Genomic DNA, 21,836 nt, shown 5'->3' on the forward strand with positions numbered 1-21,836 from the left:
GCTCAACGCCTCCAATGCCACATTGGGAGCACCGAACCGAGACCGTCAGGGTGCGCAAGGAGGCACGCCACATTTCGGGTTAGAACCCGAATCGCCACTCACGACCAACGTGAGCGAAGTGGTTGGATGAGCCGGTGAACTTCGTGATCGGCGTCTTTGATCTCTTCGCCTACACCATCCCCGGCGCGTTGTACGTCGCGTTCTTCGGGTACCTCGGGGCGAAACTCCATATCCTGACCGCGGCGAGCATCGGTGGCGTGCCCACCGTGGTGCTGGTCGTCGTGATCGTGGTGCTGAGTTTCCTGCTGGGCTATTTGGCCTATCCGCTCGGTGAGGCGCTGGAGCGGATCGTGCCTCGGAGGCGGAGCAGGAACGCCGCCGAGGAGTTCCTTCGCCGGATGCCCGCGGCCAAGGATCGCGCGTTCCTGAAGGAGAACACGCATCTTCTGCTGTGCGCGCTTCAACTGCACGACAAGGAGGTCGCGGCCGACGTCACGCGACTGCGCGCGTCCGGGCTCATGGTGCGCAACTGCGCGCCGCCGTTGCTGTTCGGAGCGGTCGCCGCGATCGTCGAGATCTTCGCCGGGAAGCATCCGTTCATCGCCGCCGGGCTCGCGGCGCTGTTGCTGTTCGCCTCGCTCACGTTGGTTTCGCAGGGCCGGAAGCTCGGCCTCTGGGCCGGGATGAAGACCCTGGAGCTGTGCTTCTGGTTGCCGGAAATCGACGAGAAACTGGCGGCTCCTCAGAAGGACACAGCCAGCAAGACCCCCGCGACGGCGACCTCGACGCAACCGCCGAGCACATCCCCGGTGACCCCGCCCAGCCGCTGAACGCACCGCGCCAGCAGCGCCGACGCGGCCAGGTATCCCAGCGTCACCGCGATCAGCCCTTGCCACCACGGAAGTATCAGCGCCGCCGCGCCCGCGAGGACGGCGAACACGACCGCGGCCGTCCACACCGGCACCGAACCGGCGACGGTCGCGCCCAGCCCTTCCGGCCGGGCCGAGGGGACGCCTCGCGCGCAGCACAGCGACAGCACCCCGCGTCCGGCGACGACCGCGATCGCGACCGCCGCGATCCCGTGTCCGGCCGAGATCGCCCCCGCCAGCGCGCCGACCTGCACCAGCAGCGTCAGCACGAGAGTCGCGATCCCGGTCGGCCCGGAGTCCCCTCGCCGCATGACCTCCAGCGCGCGTGCGCGGTCGTACGAAGCACCGAGTCCGTCGGCGGTGGCGGCGTGCCCGTCCAGGTGGAGCCCGCGGCTGCCCAGCCCCACCGCACCCACCGCGAGCGCAGCCGACGCGAAAGCGGGTAGGCCGACCAGTTCACCCAAGAAAACGATCACCGAAGCGACGGCGGCGAGCGGCAGGACGGCCAGCGGGCCGAGCACCATCGCGCCGCCCGCCACCCGCCGGTCGATCAGGCCCGGTGCCGGCACCCGGACCGTGGTCAGGGTGCCGACGGCCATCTTCAGCGCGTCGGCGATCAAGCCAGATCCGCCAGCAGGCCCATGTCCGCGAGGATCGCCCGTGCCGCCCTCAGCGTCGGCACCGCCTGCACGGCGCCGCTGCCCTCACCGAGCCGCAGCCCGAGGTCGAGGATCGGCTCCAGTTGGAGCGCCTTCAACGCGTACGCCTGCGACGGCTCGGTCGACCGGTGCCCGGCCAGCCACCACTGCTCGGCACCCGGCGCGATCTCGCGGGCGACGAGCGCCGCGGCCCCGGAGAACACGCCGTCGAGCAGCACCGGCACCCCGCGAACCGCCGCCTGCACGAGGAAACCCGCCGTCGCGGCGAGACAAGCGCTGCCGAGTGACGTCAGCAGCGTGAAGGGGTCTTTCACCGCACCGGCCCTGATCAACGCGGCCTCGACGACCGAGAGCTTCCGTGCCCGCCCGTCCTCGTCGATCCCGGTGCCCGTACCGACGACGTCTTCCGGGTAAAGGCCGAGCAGCGAGGCGACCACGGCCGCGCAGATCGTCGTGTTGCCGATCCCCATGTCACCGGGGATGAGCAGATCCGCGCCGCCGTCGATCTCCTCGTCGGCGATCGCCAGCCCGTGCTCGAACGCCATGCGCGCCTCGCCCTCGGCGAGCGCGTCCTCGACGTCGATCGAACCGGAACCCCGGCGGACCTTGTGCGCGGTGACCTCGGCGGGCACGTCCGCGCCGTCCCAGTCCACCGCGATGTCCAGCACCCGCACCTTGGCCCCGGACAGCTTGGCCAGCACACCGACGCCACTCTTCCCGGCCAGGAACACCCGGACCATCGCCGCGGTGACCTCACGCGGATACGCCGACATGCCGGAAACCCCGTGGTCCCCGGCGAACACGACCACCCGGACGTCGTCGAGCGGCCGTGGCGGGACGACACCGTGCGCCGCGCTGAGCCAGGCGGCCAGGTCTTCGAGCCGCCCGAGCGAACCCAGCGGTTTGACCAGACCGTCGAGTCTGACGCGCGCCGCGGCTTCGGCGGCGGCGTCCGGGATGGCGATACGCATGGCGACTCCTAGGGCAGGTCCAGCATCCGTCCGGCGACGACCAGCACGGTCCGGTCGGACGCGGCGGACACCCGGTTGTTCAACGCGCCCAGCACATCACGGAACACGCGTCCGGACACCGTCGCGGGCACCACACCGCTGCCGACCTCGTTGCTGACCGCGATCACCGGCACACCTGCCTGCGCCCACGCCGCCAGGAAGTCCTCCAGCCGGTCGTCGAGCCGCCGTTCCCAGCCGTCGCGCTGCTCCCAGGCGCCGACCTCGTCGAGCACCCGGCTGATCCAGGTGCCGAGGCAGTCGATGAGCAGCGGATGCGTCGCCGTCCGCAGCACCGTGGCCAGGTCGGTGGTCTCGACCGTCTTCCAGTTGGCCGGTCGCCGCGCCCGGTGCGCGGCCACGCGAGCGGCCCATTCCGGGTCGGCGGCGCTCGGCGGCAGCCCGGGCGCGATGTAGGTCAGGTGCGGGTGGCGGGACGCGAGCCGCTCGGCGTGGTGTGACTTCCCAGAGCGGACGCCGCCCAGTATCAGCACCTTGCCGTCGTCGCGCGAATAGCGGCGAAGTGCCCGCGCGAGGGTCTCCAGGACCCCCGCGAGGCGATGCGTCAGCTTGGTCATACCCCGCATTCTCGTGCACGCGCTACCGTTCGCCACGTGCCACTCCGACAAGCCGCCACCGCAGCCGGACTCGTTACCGGTTACGTCGCCGACGCCGTGTTCGGAGATCCACGCAGGAGGCATCCGGTCGCCGGCTTCGGCCGCGCCGCGCAAGCCCTCGAACAGCGGTTTTACGCCGACTCGAAGGCGCGGGGTGCGGCGTACACCGCGATCTGCGCGGGCAGCGTCACCGGATTGGGGGTCGCGGCCCAGTTTCTGACCCGCAACCGGCCGTTCGCCCGGTTCGCGCTCACCGCGGCGTCCACTTGGGTGGTTCTGGGCGGCAAGGGGCTCGCGGCCGAGGGCACTCACATGGCCCGGTTGCTCGACGACGGCGATCTGCCCGGCGCGCGGCAGCGGCTCTCGCATCTCTGCGCCCGCGACGCCACCGGGCTCGACACCGGACAACTCGCGCGCGCGACCGCCGAGTCCATCGCCGAGAACACCTCGGACGCCGTCGTCGCGCCGCTGCTGTGGGGCGCGGTCGCCGGGATCCCCGGCCTGCTGGGCTATCGCGCGCTCAACACACTCGACGCGATGGTCGGCTACCGCTCGCCGAAGTACGCGAACTTCGGCTGGGCGTCGGCGAGGACGGACGACCTGGCCAACCTGGTCCCGTCCCGGGTCGGCGCGGCACTCACCGTGGCGTCGGCGCCGCTGGCCGGCGGCTTCGCCAAACCCGCGTTCCGCATCTGGCGCCGCGACGGGAAGCACCATCCGAGCCCCAACGCGGGCCAGGTCGAGGCCGCTTTCGCCGGCGCGCTCGGGATCAGGCTGGGAGGGACGAACAGTTACGGCGGCCGTGCCGAACGTCGTGGCGTCCTCGGCGACGGCCGCGAGCCGGAACCGGTGGACGTGCGGCGCGCGGTCCGGCTGTCGCGGGCGGTCGGCCTGGCGGCCCTCGCCGTCGCTGTGGCGGTCACGCGATGACCGGCCTGCTCATCGCGGGGACGACGTCGGACGCGGGAAAAAGCCTGGTCACCGCCGCGTTGTGCCGCTGGCTCGCGCGCCAGGGCGTGCGGGTCGCGCCGTTCAAGTCGCAGAACATGTCGAACAACTCGATGGTGTGCGCGGACGGCGCCGAGATCGGCCGCGCGCAATGGTTGCAGGCGCGGGCGGCCCGCGTCGAACCCGAAGCCGCGATGAACCCGGTGCTGCTGAAACCCGGAAGCGATCGCCGCAGCCACGTCGTCGCGCTCGGCAAACCGTTCGGCACGCTGGAAGCGGGGGAGTACGCGACCGGCAGGGCCGGTCTCGCCGAGATCGCCTTCGACACCTTCGCTTCACTGCGAAAGCGCTTCGACGTCGTGCTGTGCGAAGGCGCGGGCAGCCCGGCCGAGATCAACCTGCGCGAGGGCGACTACGTCAACATGGGACTGGCGCGGCGCTTCGGCCTGCCCGTGGTCGTCGTCGGCGACATCGACCGCGGCGGTGTCATGGCCGCGATGTTCGGCACCCTCGCCCTGCTGTCCGCCGAAGACCAGGCACTGGTCTCTGGCTGGCTGGTCAACAAGTTCCGCGGTGACGTCGGCCTGCTGCGGCCGGGACTGGAAACACTGGAGAAGCTCACCGGCCGCGAGGTCTTCGGCGTGCTGCCCTGGCTCGACCAGGTGTGGATCGACTCGGAAGACGCGCTGGCCGCCGCGGGCTGGGGCGCCTCGGGTGGGTCTCTCCGGGTCGCCGTCGTGCGGTTTCCGCGTGCCTCCAACGCGACCGACGTCGACGCGCTCGCCGCCGAGCCCGGGGTTTCGGTCGCGTTGACGGCCGATCCGGACACGGTCCGTTCCGCCGACGTGGTGATCCTGCCGGGTTCCCGCGCGACCGTGGACGACCTGGCGTGGCTGCGTGCGCGCGGCCTGGCGGACGCCGTCCGCGCCCGGGCCGAGGCGGGACGTCCGGTACTGGGCATCTGCGGCGGCTACCAGATGCTGGCAGCCGAGATCCAGGACGACGTCGAGTCCGGCGCCGGAACGGTCCCCGGTCTCGGCTTGCTGCCGACGCGCGTCTCGTTCGGCACTGACAAGGTGCTGGCGCGGCCCACGGGCTCGTGGCGTGGGCAACCCGTGGAGGCGTACGAAATCCACCACGGCACGGTGACCGCCACCGGCCCCGCCGAGTCCTTTTTGGACGGATGTCGGCAGGGCGCGGTGTGGGGCACGATGTGGCACGGCGCCTTCGAGAACGACGGTTTCCGCCGCGCCTGGCTTGGCGAGGTGGCGGACTGGTCACCGGCCGACGGCGCGCCCGGATTCGGCCTGCTCCGGGAGAGCATGCTGGACCGGCTCGCCGACGCCGTCGAAGACCACGTCGACACCGAGGCTCTGCTGCGCCTGATCGAGGACGGTCCCGGCCGCGAGCTGCCTTTCGTGCCGCCTGGCGTCTCGTGAGTGGTACCCCGGGGCCGCGGTCGTGGGGATGTCGTGAAGGGCCCCTTTGAGACGTTGAAGGTCTCAAAGGGACCCTTCACGACGTGAGAGCGCGACGCCGGGCCGTCGGAAGCGCTGAAGGAGCCGTCCGCTCGTCCCTACGGCGGGTACGTCGGGATCGCGGGTCCGTGAAGGGCTCCTTCCCTACTCTCAGGGTAGGGAAGGAGCCCTTCACTACATGCCGGCCGGGCTGAGCCGGCCCGAGCCGAGGCTGGGGGCGTGCGGGAACGCCACCTGGAGCCTCGGCACCACAGCGACAGCGCGTGAAGGGCCCCTTCCCTCGGCTCAGGCGAGGAAACTCGGCCTTCGCAAGGGCACTGGTGCCGAGCCGATCGGGTCTCGTGAGTGGTAAGTGTCGTTAGAACGTCACTTACCACTCACGACCCCTAAGCGGTCTTGCCCGCCAACGCCTTCCCGGCCAACGCTTTCTCGGCCAAGGCCCCGAAGGTCAGGCCGAGCGCGGTCCAGAGCACCACCTGCGTGCCCATCGAGGCCAGCCGGAAGGTCCACAGCGTGGAACCCGGGAACCCGTCGGGGACTTCGTCGAACGACGGCAACAGCGCCGCCGCCACCGCGATCACCACGACGTAGCCGCCCGCGGCGATCAGGCCACCGCGCCAGGCGCCGAGCTTGTCGGCCAGCTTCCGGCCGAACGCCGCGGCGAGGATGCCGACCAGCAGCGAAAGCGCGACGAAGCCGAAGTACAGCGAAGTCCGGCTCCCGATCGTGCCCGCCTGCCCGACGGCAGGGGGATTCCCCGGGTACTTCAGGAACGGCACCAGGAACACGACCACGAAGGCGCCGCCCGCGAGGAGCGCCGCGGTCACGCGTGGCCGAAGGGTGCCGAGCCGTCCGTAGACGAAGGCGAAAGCGAGCGAGAACAGCCCGCCGACCGCGACGCCGTACAGGCCGACGCCGGTCAGCAGACCCACGGTGCTCTGCACACCGCGGGTGACGAGCTCTTCCTCGGCCTCGGCGGGAGCGTGCTCGTGGGCACCCGGCGCACTGTGCGAATGCGCGGCGGTGCCTTCGAGACCGATGGCGGTATCGACGGAAGGCTCACCGAAGAAATAGGCGAAAAGGGTCGCCAGGACACCGGCGACCAGGCCCGCGAGCATGCCGCGGACCAGCAAGGTCCTCATCATGGGGTGCTTGCCCGCCTAGTGGCAGGGGAAGGCCAGCAGGTGCCGGCCGTCGTGGACGAACTCGTGGACGTACGAGTTCGCGAACACCGACACCGCACCCTGTTCGGCGCTGATGAAGTACAGCGTGATCAGCGAAAGGAGGATGACGAGCACCGCCCAGGGCAGGATCTCCCGGACGGGGATCCGGACGGGGACGGGTACTGCTGCTACCGCTTCGGACATGGCGGTGGGACCTCCTCGGGCTAGCGCGGCCTCTTCAGGGGTTACACGACGGCTCCGGGTCTGGCTTCCCCGATGGCTCGGGGTCACAGTGGCGCGACCGCGCGGATTCTCACCGCGTTCCGGGTGCCGTCGTCTGGCCGGTCGAGCGTAGGTCGCCTCGGAGCGTCCGGTCAATGTGACGGAACCCGATCGGCGCAGGCTCGTTACGGCGGGCATCCACCGATCGGTTGATGGCGGCTCCACCGTTGTCCGTGCCATTCGTGGCCACGCGGTTGATTCGGCGGACCCGCCCCGCGCGGCAAGGTTTTCTCATGGCAATCATCGAGGTGGAAAACCTCGTCAAGCGCTACGGCGACCACACCGCGGTGGACGGGGTCGGTTTCGCCGTCGAGCAGGGCGAGATCTTCGGCATTCTCGGCCCCAACGGGGCGGGCAAGACGACGACGGTCGAGTGCGTCGAGGGGCTGCGGGTCCCGGACGGCGGGACCATCCGGGTCTGCGGGATCGACCCGCGACGCGAAACCGGTGAGCTGCGGCAGCTGCTCGGCGCACAGCTGCAGGAAAGCGAATTGCCGGACAAGCTCGAGGTCGGCGAGGCGATGGAGCTGTACGGCTCCTTCTACCGTGAGCCTGCCGACTGGCGGGAGCTGCTCGCCACCCTCGACCTGACCGACAAGATCGGCACCCAGTTCCGCCGGTTGTCCGGCGGGCAGAAGCAACGGCTGTCGATCGCGCTCGCCCTGGTCGGCAACCCGAGGGTGGCGGTGCTCGACGAGCTCACCACCGGCCTGGACCCGCAGGCCCGCCGTGACGCGTGGGACCTGATCGAACGCGTCCGCGAGCGCGGCGTCACGATCCTGCTGGTCACGCACTTCATGGAGGAAGCGGAACGACTGTGCGACCGGCTCGCGGTGATCGACTCCGGCCGGGTCGTCGCGCTCGACACCCCGGCCGGGCTGGTCGCCGGCGTCGACGACCGGCAGCGTATCCGGTTCCGTCCTTCCGCCCCGCTGGACCACTCCGTGCTGACCGCGCTGCCCGAGGTCACCTCGGTCGGCCGCGCGGGCGACCAGCTCGTCGTGACCGGCACCGGGAACCTGCTGCTCGCCGTCACCACCGTGCTCGCCCGCAACCAGGTCACCGCGGCGGGCCTCCGTGTCGAGCAGGCGTCGCTGGACGACGCGTTCGTCGCGCTCACCGGCCGCACCATCGACTCCTGAGGAGAACACCATGTCCGCGCTCGCCAGGCTCACCGTCGCCGAGACCAAACTCTTCTTCCGTGAGCCGATGCTCGTGTTCTTCGTGCTCGCGTTCCCCCCGCTCCTGCTCGTCGTTCTCGGCGCGTTCCCCGCGATGCGGGAACCCAGCCCGGACCTCGGTGGCGCCAGGGCGATCACCCTGTATCTGCCGATCATCGTCACGATGGGCCTCGCCATGTTCGCGCTCAACAGCGTGTCCCAGCTGCTCGCTACCTACCGGGAGAAGGGTGTGCTGCGGCGCATGCGGACCACCCCGGTCAAACCGCACCTCATGCTCGGCGCGCAGCTGCTGATGTCCACGATCATGTCCGTCGCGACGATGCTGGTCGTGCTGGCCATCGGCAGGGTGATGTACGACGTGGGCCTGCCCCGGCAGCTGCCCGCATACCTGGTCGGGTACCTGCTGACGGCGCTCGCGATGTTCGCGATCGGCCTGCTCGTCGCCTCCGTCGCGCCGACCGGGAAGAGCGCGGGCGCGATCGGGACCCTGCTGTTCTTCCCGATCCTGTTCTTCGCCGGTCTTTGGGTGCCGCGCGCCGAGATGAACGACGTCCTGCGGAAGATCAGCGACTTCTCCCCGCTGGGCGCCGGCGTGCAATCATTGCAGGACGCCGCCGCCGGTCACTGGCCGCAACCACTGCAGGTGGCGGTCTTGCTGGGGTGGACGATCGTGGCAGGCGGGCCGGCCGCCCGGTACTTCCGCTGGGAGTGAGTGGTGAGCATCGAAGCGGAGCTGCGTGCGGAGTTCGACCGCTGGGAACGGGTCGAGACGGCGGTCTTCAAGGTCCTTCCGTACATCCTGCTGGCGGTCGGTGTTCTCATCTCGGTGCTGCTGCCGATCTGGCGGGTGCCGGTTCAGCTGCCGACGGTGCTCGCGCTTTCGGCCGGGATTCTGGCCTGGTCGTTCTGGTTCCACACGCTTCACCCGGAATGGCACCGGAACGGCCCGCTGATGGGCCTGTACTACACGGGACTGATGGTGCTGACGGCCTCCTTGGTCGCGATAGCGCCGTGGTACGGCCTGTTCGCCTTCATCGGCTACCCCCAGGCGTTCCATTATCTGAAGGGGCGCTGGCGGTACGCGGGGGTCGCGGCCACGTCCGTGATCTCGGCGGTGGCGTACCTGGGCGGGCTGAGGGGTATCCGAGACGAGGACATGTGGGTGGCGTGGGCGGCGCTCAGCGTGGTCATCACCGTGCTGGCCGGGGCCTTCTCCCATATCGCCGAGCAGTCCGATCAGCGCAACCTCAAGCAGAAGCAGGCGCTCGTCGAGTTGCACGAGGCGAACGCCAGGCTGGAAGCGGCGCTGGAGGAGAACGCCGGCTTGCACGCCCAGCTGCTGGTCCAGGCACGCGAGGCCGGGGTGCTCGACGAGCGGCAGCGGATCGCCAGGGACATCCACGACACGTTGGCTCAGGGCCTGGCAGGCATCCTCGCCCAGCTCCAGGCCGCCGAGCAGACCTTGGCCGAGCCCCCGGCGCTGCGACGGCACCTGACGAACGCGATGGACCTCGCGAGGGAAAGCCTGACCGAGGCACGCCGGACGGTGCACGCGGTGCAGCCGGAGCCGCTCGCCGAGGGCAGGCTCCAGGACGCGATCGGCGAGGTGGCCAGACGCTGGTCGGAGGTGAACCACATCGACGCGGTGCTGACCACCACCGGCGACCCCCGGCCGATGCACGCCGACGTCGAGGTGACGCTGCTCCGGGCCGCGCAGGAAGCACTGGCCAACGTGGCCAAACACGCGAAGGCGGGCCGAGTCGGCCTGACCCTGTCGTACATGGAGGATCTGGTGACGCTCGATGTGCGCGACGACGGGGTGGGCTTCGAGCCCACTGCCAAGCGCGCCAACGGTTCCGCCCACGGCGGGTTCGGGCTGGCCGGTATGCGGCAGCGCGTGCAGCGCCTGGCCGGACGGCTCGACATCGAGTCGGAGCCGGGTGGGGGCACCGCGATCTCGGCTTCCGTGCCGGCGATCACGGCCGGAGCCGAGCGATGATCTCGCTGCTGATCGTCGACGACCACCCGGTGGTACGGGACGGGCTGCGGGGCATGTTCAGTGCCGACCCGCGCTTCGAGGTCCTCGGTGAGGCAGCGGACGGCGAGGAGGCCATCACCGCCGGGGTGAAGCTCCGGCCCGACGTGATCCTCATGGATTTGCGGATGCCCCGCGTCGACGGCGTCACGGCCATCGAGGAGCTGGCGAAACGAGGGGTGGCTTCGCGGATCCTCGTGCTCACCACGTACGACACGGACAGCGACGTGCTGCCCGCCATCCAGGCCGGTGCCACCGGCTACCTGCTGAAGGACGCGCCGAGGGAGGAACTGTTCCGCGCGGTGGAGGCGGCCGCGCAGGGGAAGGCGATGCTTTCTCCCGCCGTCGCGACCCGGCTGATGGGACAGATGCGGCAGCCGACCTCGGGGCCGCTCTCACATCGTGAACTCGAAGTCCTGGAACTGATCGCCCAGGGCTCGACGAACCGCGAGGCGGCGAAGCGGCTGTTCATCAGCGAAGCGACGGTGAAGACACACCTGCTGCACGTGTACGCGAAACTCGGCGTCAACGACCGGGCGGCGGCCGTGGCCACCGCGTTCTCCCAGGGTTACCTGACCCCGCGCGGCTGAGGCGAGGGCGTTGGCGGAATCCCTGCCGTCCACGGCGGGGCGCATGCCAAAATCCAGCTATGACACCTGCGGTGGCGGCACTCGATGTCGGCGGAACGTCCATCAAGGCGGCCCTGTACGACGCCGACCTGAAAGACCTCGCCAGCCTGCGCGAGCCGACGGCGCGCGGTGCGGACGGCGAGGCGCTCGCGGACCAGGTCGCGCGGATCGTCGAAACGCTGGGCAAGCAGGCGGGCACCGGCACGCCCGACGCCGTCGGCGTGGTCATCCCTGGCATCGTCGACGACGTCGAACGGGTGGCGCGGTTCTCGGCGAACCTCGACTTCCGGAACGTGCCGTTCGGCGAGATGCTGGACCGCAGGCTGGGGCTGCCGTTCGCGTTCGGGCACGACGTCCGCGCGGGCGGGCTCGCGGAGTTCCGGGTCGGCGCGGGCAAGGGCTGCACCGACGCCGCCTTCATCCCGGTCGGTACCGGGATCGCGGCCGCGCTCCAGCTCGACGGGAAGCTGTACGCGGCGGGCGGGCAAGGCGGCGAAATCGGGCACATCGACGTCGGCCACCGGTTGCCGTGCGGCTGCGGGGCGACCGGATGTCTCGAGGCGATCTCCTCCGCGTCGGCCATCGCCCGCCGCTACAGCGAGCACACCGGGCGCCCGGCCGAAGGCGCCGAGCAGGTGGTCGACGCCGCCCGGCACGGTGACGAAGCCGCGATCTCCGTGGTCAACGACGCGCTCGAGGGGCTCGGCCACGGCATCAAGACCCTCGTCACCTTGCTCGCGCCGGAAGTCGTCGTCCTCGGCGGTGGCCTGTTCACCGCGGGCGACTACGTCCTCGAGCCGGTGCGGGCATGGCTGGCGGCGAACCTGCAGTTCCAGCGGATGCCCGAACTGCGGATCGCGCAGCTCGGCGACGAGGCGGGCAGGCTCGGCGCGGCGCTGCTGGCGTTGGACCGGCTCAAGCCTTGACCACCCGCACGCCTTCCTCCTCGAAGGCGAGCACTCGCGCGGGATCCGCGCGGCCGTCGGTGACGAGCACGTCGACATCGGTGGTCGCGCAGATCTTCGCGAAGGCGTGACCGCCGAGTTTCCCGCTGTCGGCGAGCACGACGACCTGACGGGCACGGGCCGCCATCAGCCGGTTCGTGCTCGCGTCGCCTTCGTGGTGCGCCTGCGCGCCGTGCACCGGGTCGAAGGCGTCCACCCCGAGGAACACCAGATCCAGCGAGATCTGGTCGAGGAACAGCTGTGACAGCGGCCCGGACAGGTCGAACGACTGCTGTCGCGCGACCCCGCCGGTCACCACGATCTTGATATTGGGCCGCACGGCGAGTTCGTGGGCGATGTTGAGCGCGTTCGTCACCACGGTGAGCGCCGGTCCGCCGGTCGCCTCGCCCATATCCGGCCGGGTCGCGAGCGCGCGGCCCACTTCGGTGGCCGCCGTGCCGCCGTTGAGCCCGACCACCATTCCGGGATCGACCATTTTGGCCGCGGCGGCGGAAATCCGTTGCTGTTCCGGCGCGTTGCGGGCCGCCTTGTGCCGTAACGGAAGGTCGTAGGCCACGTTGCTCGCGACGGCGCCGCCGCGCGTGCGGACCACGAGATTCCGGCCTGCCAGGTGATCGAGATCCCGGCGGATCGTCGCGGGTGAGACACCGAGTTCGCCCGCCGAAACCTCGACGTCGACTTTTTCCCGCACTCCCACCATGTCCAATAAAGCCGTGAGCCGTTCATGCCGATTCATCCGAGCTCCCTCCCCGAAGCGCGATGTCGCTTACCGCACCGGACAAAGTACTACGCGTCGCGATACGGGCGGAGGGAAGCAGCAGGTTTGGGACATCGAGAAGAAAAAGGCGCCGGCCACCCCCAGTGTGACCGGCGCCCGTCTTTACGCCCGTTCCGGTGACGCCGGGCGGATAACCCGCCATCCGATCACCGGAACCGGCCGCAGTGCGTGAAGGATCAGCCCTTTCCGCCGAGCCCCCGCAAGAAGGCGAGTGACGGCATGAAGAAGTAGTCGCCGCCCTTCAAGGTCACCGCCTGCGGGATCGGATCCGCGGTCACCGTTCGCGTGCCCGCCCATTCCGTGGTGTAGACGGATTCCGGGCGCGGGCCCTGGCCGATCACCGGATCGAGCCCCGGCGGCTTGACCCCGTCGGCCGGGATCGGGAACCCGGGGTTGTTCGACCAGTTCGCCTGGGTGAACTCGAACTGGTCGCCCAGCGCCGAATTGAACGCCATGAACAACAGGCCGACCCCGCCGCTCGGCCGGGCCGAAGGCGGCAGGTCGGCGTTCGGGTCGTCGGCCCGTTCGCCGTACGGCACGCCTCGCCGCGCCATCAGGTGCAGGCGCTCCCGCGGTGGCTCCTCCGCGCCGCCGCTGCCCCGCGGATTCGTCTTCCGGATATGGGCCTGGAAGGGGCATTTGGCGCCGCCGGCGTCGTTTCCGTAGTCGAAGTTGTTCGGTACCGGACTTTCCGCGCCTTCTTCTCGTTGCGTGGTCAGCGGCGTGCCGTCCTCGAACCGGCCGACGATCATCGCCCCCGCGCGTTCCCGGTCTTCGCCGACGAGACCCAGCTGATCCGCCAGTGCCTCTTCCGACTGCTTGAACCGCCGGACGTTCTGTTCCAGTTTGCGGAAAACGAAGTAGCTGCCGAAATGCACCTCGGGATCGGGAGCCGCGTGATCCGGGACGAGCACCTGGTTCAGCGGCGCGGTCGGATTCCAGACGTTGATCCCGTCCGATTCCGTCTTTTCCGCTTGGATGTCCTCGATCAGGAAGAGCGGCTGGCTCCGGCCGTCGACGTAGCCGAAATGTTCGATCCCGTCGCCGTTGACGTTCACGCGGCCGAATCCGGTTTCCTCGGCGACCACGGAAATCGTCGGCGGAATCAGCGTCAGAACCTCGTTCCTGCGTGCGGTCATCGCCGCGTCCGCGCCGTCACCGATGATGACGACGGCGTGGATCTCGTCGTGGTGCCCACTGTCGAATGTGGAGCGTGGCGGGTCGTTCAGCTTCTCGCGGATCTCTTGCGCGCGCATGCCCACAAGGAAGGATTCGTCTTGTGGTCCCTCGATTTTCAGGAATCGGTAGCCTGCCGACGTCAGGCCGGTGCCGACGTAGGGCGTCCCCTTCACCCCTTCGGCCTTGAAGCGCTCGACCTCGGTCAAGTGGGTCTTCGCGGACTTCATCAGCGGGACGAGCGACGCGAGGAACTTCTTCGCGCTCGCGGCCTCCGAAAAGCGGAGGAAAAGCGCGGAAAAATGGTCGCGAGCGTGTGCTTTGAGGATGTTCGGCTGTAGTTCTTCGAGCATTTTCGCGGCGTCGCCGCTCGCGGTCTTCCATTCCAACGGCATGCTCAGGTCGACGGACATAGCAAGGAACCCCCTCCTCGGAAACCCCGTCCGGCGGCCAGGCCGATGGTGCCGGTCTTCGCCGCCGTGCGGGCCTTACCCCTTGATACAACCGATACCGAAACCTCGCCGTCTTCACCCGCAAGTACCCTCTTTCGGCGGTTTTATCACCCGAAAGAACCAAAGCGATCGTCACGCCCCGCAATTCGTCACCTACTTGCGAGAGTCGCATGCGTGACCGACGCAAGTAGGTGGCGAGTTGCGAGCGGGGGACAGGGCGGCCGGGCAGGCGGAGCGGGGCGGTGCGTGGGGAAACTCGGTTCCGCCGGGTTCGTTCGGTGTCCCCAATGTGGCATTGGGGACGCCGCGGCGCGGCACCCGTACGCGAAGCACGCGCCCAAGTACATGAAGGCCCCCTTCCTTGCGTCAGGCGCAAGGAAGGGGGCCTTCATGTACTGAAGAGTCGCCTAGGTGAGAGGCCGGTCGGTCGGCGCGATGGGAGCGGGCAGGACGTCCCGCCCGGTGAGGAACGCGTCCACCCCGGCCGCGGCGGAGCGGCCTTCGGCGATCGCCCACACGATGAGCGACTGGCCGCGGCCCATGTCGCCCGCCACGAACACGTTGTCGACGCTGGTCTTGAACGCCTTGTCGCGGGTGACGTTGCCGCGCTGGTCCAGTTCGACCTCGAGCGACTCCAGCAGGCCTTCCCGCTCCGGGCCGACGAAGCCCATCGCGAGCAGCACCAGTTGCGCGGGCAGTTCGCGTTCCGTTCCGGGAACCGGGACGAACTTGCCGCCCTCGTTGCGCACCTCGACCAGCTTCAGCGCGCGCACGCGCCCGTCGGCGTCGGCCAGGAACTCCTGGGTGTTGACCGAGTACAGCCGCTCGCCGCCTTCTTCGTGCGCGGACGAGACGCGGTAGATCATCGGGTACGTCGGCCACGGATGCGCGTCGGACCGCGAAAGCGGCGGCTTCGGCATGATCTCCAGCTGTGTCACCGACTTCGCGCCCTGGCGGTGCGAGGTCCCGACGCAGTCCGCGCCGGTGTCGCCGCCGCCGATGACGACGACGTCGAGGCCCTCGGCGCTGATCGGCGACACGTCCAGCTCGCCGGCGGCGACCCGGTTGGCGTGCGGGAGGAACTCCATCGCCTGGTGGATGCCGTTGTGCTCGCGGCCGTCGATCGGCAGGTCGCGCCACGCCGTCGCGCCGCCGGCGAGGACCACGGCGTCGTAGGACGACTTGAGTTCCTCGACGGTGAGGTCGACGCCGACGTTCACCGAGGTCCGGAACTCCGTGCCTTCCGCGCGCATCTGGTCGAGGCGCCGGTCGAGGCGGTGCTTCTCCATCTTGAATTCGGGGATGCCGTAGCGCAGCAGCCCGCCGATCTTGTCGGCCCGCTCGAAGACCACGACACTGTGGCCCGCGCGCGTGAGCTGCTGCGCCGCGGCGAGTCCCGACGGGCCGGATCCGACCACCGCCACCTTCTTGCCGGTCTTGGCGACCGGCAGTTCCGGCGTGACCCAGCCTTCTTCGAAGGCCCGGTCGATGATCGAGATCTCGACCCGCTTGATGGTGACGGGATCGTCGTTGATCCCGAGCACACACGCCGTCTCGCACGGCGCCGGGCAGAGGGTCCCGGTGAACTCCGGGAAATTGTTGGTCGCGTGCAGCCGCTCGGCCGCCTCACGCCAATCGTCGCGCCAGGTCAGCGTGTTCCACTCGGGGATGAGGTTCCCGAGCGGGCAGCCCTGGTGGCAGAACGGGATGCCGCAGTCCATGCAGCGTCCGGCCTGCTTCTGCAGTTTCGACGTCGCGAAGTCCTCGTACACCTCGCGCCAGTCCATCAGGCGCAGGTCGACGGGACGGCTCTTGGGCGTCTCGCGAGTGGTGGTCAGAAAGCCCTTGGGGTCAGCCATGTGCGGCCTCCATGATCGCCTCGTTCACGTCACGCCCGTCACGCTCGGCTTCAGCCTGCGCCGCGAGCACGCGCTTGTAGTCCTTCGGCATGACCTTGCCGAACCGGTCGACGGCGGCGTCCCACTCGGCGAGCAGCGCACGCGCGATCGCGGACTCCGTTTCGTCGTAATGCTTTTCGAGTGCCTCACGCAGGAAGTCCACATCGGACGAATCCAGCGGGTCGACGTCGACCATCTCCGGGTTGATCCGGTGCGCGGGCAGGTCCAGCACGTAGGCGACGCCGCCCGACATGCCTGCCGCGAAGTTGCGGCCCACGTTGCCGAGCACGACGACACGGCCACCGGTCATGTACTCGCAACCGTGGTCGCCGACGCCCTCGACGACGGCCAGCGCGCCCGAGTTGCGCACGCAGAACCGCTCGCCGACCTTGCCGCGGATGAAGATCTCGCCGCTGGTCGCGCCGTAGCCGATCACGTTGCCCGCGATGATGTGCTCTTCGGCGTTGTACCGCGCCACCTTCGGCGGCCGCACGATGAGCCGTCCACCGGAGAGACCCTTGCCGACGTAGTCGTTGCCGTCGCCGTAGAGCCGCAGCGTGATGCCCTTGGGCACGAACGCGCCGAACGACTGACCGGCGGTCCCGGTGAAGGTGACGTCGATCGTGTTGTCCGGCAGGCCTTCGCCGCCCCACCGCTTGGTGAGTTCGTGGCCGAGCATGGTGCCGACGGTCCGGTTCACGTTGCGGACCGGCAGTTCCAGCCGCACCTTGTCCCCGGAGGACAGCGCGCCCTCGGCGAGCTGGATCAGCGTGTTGTCGAGCGCCTTCTCCAGCCCGTGGTCCTGCACCGTCTGCTGGTGCCGCAGCCCGGCCGGGGCCATCGCGGGCACGTGGAAGATCGGCGACAAGTCGAGCCCGGCGGCCTTCCAGTGATCGATCGCCTTGCGCTTGTCGAGCATCTCCGCGTGGCCGACGGCCTCGGCGATGGACCGGAAACCCAGCTCCGCCAGGTACTCCCGGACCTCCTGGGCGATGAACTCGAAGAAGTTCACCACGTACTCCGCCTTGCCGCTGAACTTCTCACGCAGCTTGGGGTTCTGCGTCGCGACGCCGACCGGACAGGTGTCGAGGTGACACACCCGCATCATGATGCAGCCGGAAACCACCAGCGGCGCGGTCGCGAAGCCGAACTCCTCGGCGCCGAGCAGCGCGGCGATGACGACGTCACGGCCGGTCTTGAGCTGGCCGTCGGTCTGCACGACGATCCGGTCGCGCAGCCGGTTGGCCAGCAGCGTCTGCTGCGTCTCGGCGAGCCCGAGTTCCCACGGGCCGCCCGCGTGCTTGATCGACGACAGCGGGGAAGCACCCGTGCCGCCGTCGTGCCCGGAGATGAGCACGACGTCCGCGTGTGCCTTGGAGACACCGGCCGCGACCGTGCCGACGCCGACCTCGGACACGAGCTTCACGTGGATGCGCGCGGCCGGGTTGGCGTTCTTGAGGTCGTGGATCAGCTGGGCGAGATCCTCGATCGAGTAGATGTCGTGGTGCGGCGGCGGCGAGATGAGCCCGACACCCGCCGTGGAGTGCCGCGTCTTCGCGATCCACGGGTACACCTTCGCGCCGGGCAGCTGGCCGCCCTCGCCGGGCTTCGCGCCCTGCGCCATCTTGATCTGGATGTCGTCGGCGTTGACCAGGTATTCGCTGGTGACGCCGAACCGTCCACTCGCGACCTGCTTGACCGCGCTGCGGCGTTCGGGGTCGTAGAGCCGGTCCGGATCCTCGCCGCCCTCACCGGTGTTCGACTTGCCGCCGAGGCGGTTCATCGCGATGGCCAGGGTTTCGTGCATCTCGGCCGAAATCGAGCCGTAGGAGATCGCGCCGGTGGCGAACCGCTTGACGATCTCGGAGACCGGCTCGACCTCCTCGATCGGCACGGCGGGCCGCTGCCCGATCTTGAAGTCGAACAGCCCGCGCAGCGTGTACAGCTTCTGCGCCTGGTCGTCGACGGCCTTCGTGTACTCCTTGAAGACCTCGTACTTCCCGGCACGGGTGGAGTGCTGCAGCTTGAACACCGTCTGCGGGTTGAACAGATGCGGTTCGCCCTCGCGGCGCCACTGGTAGTCCGAGCCGGTCTCCAGCTCGCGGTGGTTCGCGCGGAACCCGTCGCGCGGGAACGCGCGGCGGTGCCGTTCGGCGACTTCCAGCGCGAGCGTGTCGAAGCCGACGCCGCCGAGCCGGGAAGTGGTGCCGGTGAAGCAGTTCTGGATGACCTCGTCGCCGAGACCGACCGCTTCGAAGATCTGCGCGCCGGTGTAGGAGGCCACTGTGGACACTCCCATTTTCGACATCGTCTTGCGGACGCCCTTGCCCAGCGCCTTGATCAGGTTCGCGGTGGCCTGTTTGGCGGTGGCACCGGGGATCAGGCCCTGGTCGGCCATCTCCTCGACGGTCGCCATCGCCAGATACGGGTTCACCGCCGCGACGCCGTAGCCGATCAGCAGCGCGATGTGGTGCACCTCGCGCGCGTCGCCCGCCTCGACGATGAGGCCGACCTGCGTGCGGGTCTTCTCGCGCACCAGATGGTGGTGCACCGCGCCGGTGAGCAGCAGCGACGGGATACCCGCGTGGTCTTCGTCGATCCCGCGGTCGGACAGCACGATCAGCCGCGCGCCCTCGGCGATGGCCGCGGACACCTCGGCCCGGATCTCGTCGAGCCGCCGCACGAGCGCCTCGCCGCCGCCGTGGACGTCGTAGGTGCCGTGCACGGTGACCGCCTGGAACTCCGGCAGATCGCCGTCGTCGTTGACGTGTACGAGTTTCGCGAACTCGTCGTTGTCCAGCACCGGGAAGGGCAGCACGATCCGGCGGCACGACTTCGCGTCGGCCTCCAGCAGGTTCGGCTGCGCGCCGAGCTGGGTGCCGAGCGCGGTGACGAGTTCTTCGCGGATCGCGTCCAGCGGCGGGTTGGTCACCTGGGCGAAGAGCTGGATGAAGTAGTCGAAGATCAGCCGAGGGCGGCTGGACAGCGACGCGATGGGGGAGTCGTTGCCCATCGAGCCGATCGGCTCCGCGCCGGTGCGGGCCATCGGCTGGAGCAGGACGTCGAGTTCCTCTTCGGTGTAGCCGAAAGCCTGCTGACGGCGGACGAGCGCGGCGTGCGGCGGGATCTCGCGCTCACGCTCGGGAAGCCCGTCGAGCGGAAGCAGCCCGTCCTCGACCCATTCGTCGTACGGATGCTCGGTGGCGAGCCGGTCCTTGATCTCCTCGTCCTCGACGATCCGGCCGGCGGCCGTGTCCACGAGGAACATGCGGCCCGGCTCCAACCGTCCTTTCCGGACGATCGTGGACTGGTCCAGCTCCAGCACGCCGACCTCGCTGGCGAGGACGACGAGGCCGTCTTCGGTGACCCAGTACCGGGCGGGGCGCAGGCCGTTGCGGTCGAGCACCGCGCCGATCTGGGTACCGTCGGTGAACGAGACCAGCGCGGGGCCGTCCCACGGTTCCATCAGCGTCGAGTGGAACTCGTAGAACGCGCGGCGCGCGGGGTCCATCTCCTGATGGTTCTCCCAAGCCTCCGGGATCATCATCAGCACCGCGTGCGGCAGCGGCCGCCCGCCGAGATGGAGCAGCTCCAGCACCTCGTCGAAGGACGCCGAGTCGCTCGCGCCGCGGGTGATGATCGGGTAGATCCGCTTGAGGTCACCGGGGATCAGGTCGGATTCGAGCAGCGCCTCACGCGCGTCCATCCAGTTGCGGTTGCCGCGCAGGGTGTTGATCTCGCCGTTGTGGGCGACGTACCGGTACGGATGCGCCAGCGGCCACGACGGGAAGGTGTTGGTGGAGAAGCGGGAATGCACCAGGCCGATGGCGCTGGTGACGCGCTCGTCGGTGAGGTCGGCGAAGAACTTCTCGACCTGCGGCTCGGTGAGCATTCCTTTGTAGACGATCGTGCGCGAAGACAGGCTCGGGAAGTAGACGTCATCCTCGACGAGCTCGTGCTCGGCGCGTTTGCGCACCACGAAGGCGGCGCGTTCCAGGGCCAAGCCCTCCAGCGCGTCCTGTCCTGCGAGGAACAGCTGGCTGAAATGCGGCATGGTCTCGGCCGCGCCCGTCCCGACGTGGTCGGTGTCGACGGGGAGGTCGCGCCAGCCGAGTACGCGCATGCCCTCTTCGGCGGCGACGCGCTCGATGGTCGTCATCGCCCGGCCGCGGGCGTTTTCGTCCTGCGGAAGGAAAGCCGTGCCGACGGCGTACGCGCCGGGCTCGGGAAGTTCGAAGCCGACGACCTCGCGGTAGAACTCGTCGGGGACCTGGATGAGGATCCCGGCGCCGTCGCCGGTCTCCGGGTCGGCGCCGCGGGCTCCGCGATGTTCCAGGTTCCGCAGCGCGATCAGTGCTTTGGCGACGATGCCGTGATCGCGTTTACCGGAGAGGTCTGCGACGAACGCGACACCACAGGCGTCATGTTCGAACTCCGGGTCGTACAGGCCTTCGGGGGCCTTGCTGCCCTTGTAGCTGGCATGGTGGGTCACGGCTGGCCGCCTCCCAAGGCGTCGGCGCGACCGGTACCACTCCGTTCGGGTGGTTCGTGCGTGAACCAGTTAACGGAGTGGTCCGGGACCGCGATGGTCAGTCGAGAGGGAACGATCCCGCCCGCGGAAACGGGGGCAGGCCTCGTAGAGCCGCACTGCACTGGGCGGCCGATGCGCATATCGGTACTGCTGTGCACATGGGTGCCGTCTGGCCACTGTGGTGGGCGGCTGACGGGTACACGTGTTACTCCCGGGTTCGCCGGTCTTATGACGATAGTGTGAAATCGCTGTTATCGACATACGTCTCTTGGTCGGGGTGGGAAATGCCACGCGGGCGTTGACTTCAAACATCATCTGCCCACTGGCTGGAATGAGATGTCCACTGAGTGGAGCATCGGCGCTCTGACCTGCGTAAACGATCGCTCACCTAGTCCGATAGTGTGACCTGGATCGCGCGGGAGAGTGGGTTTCGCCGGTGTTGCGGTGACCGGCGGTGACCATCGGATCGCCCGAACGGCAGAGCGATCTGCCTGGTTTGAGAGGCTTGGCCGATGGCGGATCGTTATCTCACCGTGGCGGGCACCGGGGTCCACGAGATCGAAATCCGGCGGTCACGCTTCCTCTGCGCGCTCGCCCCGGTCACCTCGGAAGAGGCCGCCCGCTCGCTGATCGCGGCCCGCCGGAAGGCTGAACCGGCGGCTCGGCACCACTGTCACGCGTTCGTGTTAGGCGCCGACGGTCGCGCCCAACGTTCGAGTGACGACGGCGAGCCGGCCGGCACTGCGGGCACCCCGATGCTCGAGGTGCTCCGCCGCCGGGAGCTGACCGACACCGTCGCGGTGGTGAGCCGGTACTTCGGCGGCGTGCTGCTCGGCGCCGGCGGCCTGATCCGCGCGTACGGCCAGGCCGTTTCGGAGGCCGTCGACGTCATCGGCGTCCGGGAGTACCGGCGACTCCGGCTGGTGGAGGTCGTCGTCGACTACGACCGGGCCGGACGGCTGGAGAACGACATCCGCTCGTCGCCGTACCTGCTGCACGCGACCCGCTTCGAGGACGTCGCCCACTTCGACGTCGGGCTCGCGCCGGACCAGGGCGACACCTTCCACACCTGGCTCGCCGACCTGACCGGCGGGGAGGCCCTCACCGAGGAGATCGGGGAGACCTGGCTGCCCACCCCGTGATCAGAGACGTAACACGCGTGATTGAA

At 69.3% G+C, this 21,836-nt stretch carries 18 protein-coding genes; 9 read left to right on the top strand and 9 right to left on the bottom strand.

The window, feature by feature from the left end:
• Nucleotides 1-143: 143 nt before the first annotated feature.
• The gene (locus DMH03_RS39275) at nucleotides 144-830 is read left to right on the top strand and encodes a hypothetical protein (protein ID WP_233611855.1); all 687 of its coding nucleotides are present in this window, start codon (nucleotides 144-146) and stop codon (nucleotides 828-830) included.
• On the opposite strand, the gene DMH03_RS39280 is transcribed toward DMH03_RS39275, so the two are convergent.
• Genes DMH03_RS39280 through DMH03_RS39290 form a run of 3 tightly spaced genes read right to left on the bottom strand, consistent with a single transcriptional unit; the run spans nucleotide 743 to nucleotide 3,113 of the window.
• Nucleotides 743-1,489, bottom strand: a complete 747-nt coding sequence (locus DMH03_RS39280) for an adenosylcobinamide-GDP ribazoletransferase (protein WP_125797077.1) — start codon at nucleotides 1,487-1,489, stop codon at nucleotides 743-745. The two genes, DMH03_RS39275 and DMH03_RS39280, sit on opposite strands and share 88 nt — an antisense overlap.
• Entirely contained in the window at nucleotides 1,486-2,499 is a 1,014-nt protein-coding gene (cobT, locus tag DMH03_RS39285) for a nicotinate-nucleotide--dimethylbenzimidazole phosphoribosyltransferase (RefSeq protein WP_125797078.1), read from the bottom strand. Before cobT ends, DMH03_RS39280 begins: the two co-directional genes overlap by 4 nt.
• A gap of 8 nt (nucleotides 2,500-2,507) precedes the next feature.
• Nucleotides 2,508-3,113 (bottom strand): bifunctional adenosylcobinamide kinase/adenosylcobinamide-phosphate guanylyltransferase, encoded by a 606-nt coding sequence (locus tag DMH03_RS39290; protein ID WP_125797079.1) that lies wholly within the window; start codon nucleotides 3,111-3,113, stop codon nucleotides 2,508-2,510.
• Nucleotides 3,114-3,149: 36 nt separating this feature from the next.
• On the opposite strand from DMH03_RS39290, the gene DMH03_RS39295 reads away from it, so the two are divergent.
• Both DMH03_RS39295 and DMH03_RS39300 read left to right on the top strand, forming a co-directional pair.
• Nucleotides 3,150-4,082, top strand: coding sequence for a cobalamin biosynthesis protein (locus tag DMH03_RS39295; protein WP_125797080.1), 933 nt, complete (start codon nucleotides 3,150-3,152; stop codon nucleotides 4,080-4,082).
• Nucleotides 4,079-5,539, top strand: a complete 1,461-nt coding sequence (locus tag DMH03_RS39300) for a cobyric acid synthase (RefSeq protein WP_125797081.1) — start codon at nucleotides 4,079-4,081, stop codon at nucleotides 5,537-5,539. The genes DMH03_RS39295 and DMH03_RS39300 overlap by 4 nt, the downstream gene beginning before the upstream one ends.
• 425 nt (nucleotides 5,540-5,964) lie before the next feature.
• Here DMH03_RS39300 and DMH03_RS39305 read toward each other — a convergent pair whose 3' ends face one another.
• A complete protein-coding gene (locus tag DMH03_RS39305) occupies nucleotides 5,965-6,723 on the bottom strand; it encodes a CbtA family protein (protein ID WP_125797082.1) in 759 nt (252 codons plus the stop codon).
• A 15-nt stretch (nucleotides 6,724-6,738) separates the two neighbouring features.
• Nucleotides 6,739-6,945, bottom strand: a complete 207-nt coding sequence (locus DMH03_RS39310) for a CbtB-domain containing protein (protein WP_005162643.1) — start codon at nucleotides 6,943-6,945, stop codon at nucleotides 6,739-6,741.
• Nucleotides 6,946-7,256: 311 nt separating this feature from the next.
• Between DMH03_RS39310 and DMH03_RS39315 the strand changes: the two genes are divergently transcribed.
• The 5 genes from DMH03_RS39315 (at nucleotide 7,257) to DMH03_RS39335 (ending at nucleotide 11,794) form a co-directional block, all read left to right on the top strand.
• Nucleotides 7,257-8,165 carry an ABC transporter ATP-binding protein gene (locus DMH03_RS39315; RefSeq protein WP_125797083.1) on the top strand — a complete coding sequence of 303 codons (909 nt, stop codon included), beginning with the start codon at nucleotides 7,257-7,259 and terminating at the stop codon, nucleotides 8,163-8,165.
• A 10-nt stretch (nucleotides 8,166-8,175) separates the two neighbouring features.
• Entirely contained in the window at nucleotides 8,176-8,916 is a 741-nt protein-coding gene (locus DMH03_RS39320; RefSeq protein WP_125797084.1) for an ABC transporter permease, read from the top strand.
• A gap of 3 nt (nucleotides 8,917-8,919) precedes the next feature.
• Nucleotides 8,920-10,203 (top strand): sensor histidine kinase, encoded by a 1,284-nt coding sequence (locus tag DMH03_RS39325; RefSeq protein ID WP_125797085.1) that lies wholly within the window; start codon nucleotides 8,920-8,922, stop codon nucleotides 10,201-10,203.
• Nucleotides 10,200-10,829, top strand: coding sequence for a response regulator transcription factor (locus DMH03_RS39330; protein WP_125797086.1), 630 nt, complete (start codon nucleotides 10,200-10,202; stop codon nucleotides 10,827-10,829). The genes DMH03_RS39325 and DMH03_RS39330 overlap by 4 nt, the downstream gene beginning before the upstream one ends.
• A gap of 71 nt (nucleotides 10,830-10,900) precedes the next feature.
• Nucleotides 10,901-11,794, top strand: coding sequence for an ROK family protein (locus DMH03_RS39335; RefSeq protein ID WP_125785777.1), 894 nt, complete (start codon nucleotides 10,901-10,903; stop codon nucleotides 11,792-11,794).
• Here DMH03_RS39335 and DMH03_RS39340 read toward each other — a convergent pair.
• From DMH03_RS39340 to gltB, 4 genes are all read right to left on the bottom strand, one after another.
• Nucleotides 11,784-12,569, bottom strand: coding sequence for a DeoR/GlpR family DNA-binding transcription regulator (locus DMH03_RS39340; RefSeq protein ID WP_125797087.1), 786 nt, complete (start codon nucleotides 12,567-12,569; stop codon nucleotides 11,784-11,786). The two genes, DMH03_RS39335 and DMH03_RS39340, sit on opposite strands and share 11 nt — an antisense overlap.
• 218 nt (nucleotides 12,570-12,787) lie before the next feature.
• On the bottom strand, nucleotides 12,788-14,200 hold the full coding sequence (locus tag DMH03_RS39345) for a Dyp-type peroxidase (RefSeq protein ID WP_125797088.1): 1,413 nt from the start codon (nucleotides 14,198-14,200) through the stop codon (nucleotides 12,788-12,790).
• Nucleotides 14,201-14,646: 446 nt separating this feature from the next.
• The gene (locus DMH03_RS39350; RefSeq protein WP_125797089.1) at nucleotides 14,647-16,098 is read right to left on the bottom strand and encodes a glutamate synthase subunit beta; all 1,452 of its coding nucleotides are present in this window, start codon (nucleotides 16,096-16,098) and stop codon (nucleotides 14,647-14,649) included.
• On the bottom strand, nucleotides 16,091-20,629 hold the full coding sequence (gene gltB / locus DMH03_RS39355; protein ID WP_125797090.1) for a glutamate synthase large subunit: 4,539 nt from the start codon (nucleotides 20,627-20,629) through the stop codon (nucleotides 16,091-16,093). The genes DMH03_RS39350 and gltB overlap by 8 nt, the downstream gene beginning before the upstream one ends.
• 551 nt (nucleotides 20,630-21,180) lie before the next feature.
• Between gltB and DMH03_RS39360 the strand changes: the two genes are divergently transcribed.
• Nucleotides 21,181-21,810, top strand: coding sequence for a YigZ family protein (locus DMH03_RS39360; protein ID WP_125797091.1), 630 nt, complete (start codon nucleotides 21,181-21,183; stop codon nucleotides 21,808-21,810).
• Nucleotides 21,811-21,836: the final 26 nt, after the last annotated feature.

It is taken from the genome of Amycolatopsis sp. WAC 01376, assembly GCF_003947415.1.
Taxonomy (GTDB): Bacteria; Actinomycetota; Actinomycetes; order Mycobacteriales; family Pseudonocardiaceae; genus Amycolatopsis.